The 2,353-nt window shown below is 67.2% G+C and carries 1 protein-coding gene; it reads left to right on the top strand.

Annotated elements, in window-relative coordinates; all coding sequences use genetic code 11:
* A partial coding sequence (locus WKW82_RS40370) for a beta strand repeat-containing protein (protein WP_340348824.1) occupies positions 1 to 2,254 on the top strand: 2,254 nt, incomplete at its 5' end.
* Positions 2,255 to 2,353: the final 99 nt, after the last annotated feature.

The following is a 2,353-nucleotide window of genomic DNA, read 5'->3' on the forward strand; positions in this document are numbered from 1 at the left end:
CTTCGACCGGCCAGACGCCATCGTCTACACCGGGGTCATCAGCGGCCCGGGCGCCCTGACCCAGGCGGGCACCGGCACGCTGACGGTCACGGGCGCCAGTTCCTATTCCGGCACCACGACCATCAGCAGGGGCACCTTGCAGGTCGGAGCCGGTGGCACCAGCGGCACCATCTCGGGGAACATCGTCAACAACGGGGCGCTGGTGTACGGCCGCAACGACACGCGCATCTATGGCGGTGTCATCAGCGGCACGGGCACCGTGACCCAGGCCGGCAATGGCAGCAATAGCATCCTGAACCTGACCGGCTTGAACACCTACACCGGCCTCACGAGCGTCACCGGCGGCGTGCTCGCAGTGAACGGCGCCGTCGCCGGCGGCGCGCAGGTGAACACCGGCGCGAGGCTGCGGGGCACCGGCACTGTGGCCGGCCCGGTCACCGTGGCCGATGGCGGCCATCTCTCGCCGGGCGACAGCCCGGGCACCATCAAAGTGGGCTCGCTGGTGCTCAATGGCGCTTCGCAGATCGACTATGAATTGGGGCTTCCCGGGCAGGTCGGCGGCGACCTGAACGACCTGACCACCGTCACCGGCAACCTCACGCTCGACGGCACGCTCAACCTGGCCAATCTTGGCGGCATGTCGCCCGGCACGTATCGCCTGTTCGACTACAGCGGCGCGCTCACCAACAACGGACTCGCGGTCACGGGATCGCTGCCCAGGGGCTTCGCTAGCAGCGACTTCCTGGTCGACACCGCGACGCCCCGCCAAGTGAACCTGATCGTGCAATCGGGCGGCTTTGCACTGCAATACTGGGACGGCGTGAACACCACGGCCAACAGCGTCGTCGATGGCGGCACGGCCACATGGAACACCGCGACCACCAACTGGACCAACGCCGCCGGCGCGGTCAACGCGCCTTGGCAAAGCGGCTTCGCCGTCTTCCAGGGGACCGCCGGGACCGTCACGCTGGGCCAGAACATCGCGATCGAGGGCATGCAGTTCCGCACCACCGGGTACACGATCGAGGGTGCAGGCTTTACGCTGGCGGGTGAGCCGGAGACGATCATCCGTGTCGATCCCTTGGTCACCGCCACCATCAACGCGCCCATCGTCGACGGCACCAATGGCCCTGCGAAACTGATCAGTTCCGATGCGGGCCTGTTGGTGCTCGGCGGCGCCAACACCTATTCCGGCGGTACTGCCATCAACGGCGGCTCGGTGCAGGTGGGTGCCGACAACAACCTCGGCGCAGCCAGCGGCGGACTCAGCCTGAACAAGGGCACGCTGATCACCAGCGCGACTTTCGGCAGCGCGCGCAACATCGATCTCGGCAGCGACGGCGGCACCTTCGCGCCGATGGCGGGCACGACCTTGAGCCTCACAGGCCCGATCTCCGGCGCCGGCATGCTCACCCAGGGCGGCAGCGGCACCCTGGTGCTCAGCGGCGCCAACAGCTACGCGGGTGGCACCTTCCTCGCCAATGGCGTGCTCGCGGTTGCGAGTGATGCCAATCTGGGCGCATCCGGCGGTCCGCTGGAATTCGGCGGCGGCACCTTGCGCGCGGACGCCGACCTGAGCCTTGCCGTCACACGTACCGTCACCTTCGATGCCCCGGGCGGCCGCATCGACACCAACGGTCACACCGCCACGGTGGCGCAGAGCATCGGTGGCAGCGGTGGGCTCACGAAGCTGGGCGGCGGCACGCTGGTGCTCGCCGGCAACAACGCCTACGAAGGCGGCACGACCATCAACGCGGGCACCTTGCAGATCGGCAACGGCGGCAGCACGGGCTCCTTTGGTGCCGGCGATGTCACCAACAACGGTGTCCTCGCGTTCAACCGCAGCGACATCAGCGTCGTGGCTAACGCGATTTCGGGTAGTGGCTCGTTGCAGCAGATCGGCACGGGCACCACCGCGCTGACGGGCACCAACACCTACACAGGCGGCACCAGCATCTCGGGCGGTACGCTGCAACTCGGCAGCGGCGCCGACACCGGATCGATCACCGGCAACGTGGCCGTCAACAACGGCACGCTCGCCTTCAACCGCAACAACCTCTACACCTTCGACGGCCTCATCTCTGGCGGCGGTGGCGTTAGCCAGGCCGGCACGGGCACCACCGTGCTGTCGGCCGCGAACACCTACGGCGGCGCCACGACGGTGGCCGCCGGCACCTTGCGTGCAGGCGCGGCCAATGCCTTGAGCCCCAATTCGGCCTACACCGTGGCGAACGGCGCCACGCTAGTGTCCTGAGTTAGAAATTCATTGAATTAATTGTCTGCCGGCGGATCAATCGTGTAGTGTGGCAACACGACGAGGTGATCATGAGAGGCAGACCCAAGACACAACTCG

Origin of the sequence: Variovorax rhizosphaerae, from assembly GCF_037889975.1 — a bacterium.
Taxonomy (GTDB): domain Bacteria; phylum Pseudomonadota; class Gammaproteobacteria; order Burkholderiales; family Burkholderiaceae_C; genus Variovorax; species Variovorax rhizosphaerae.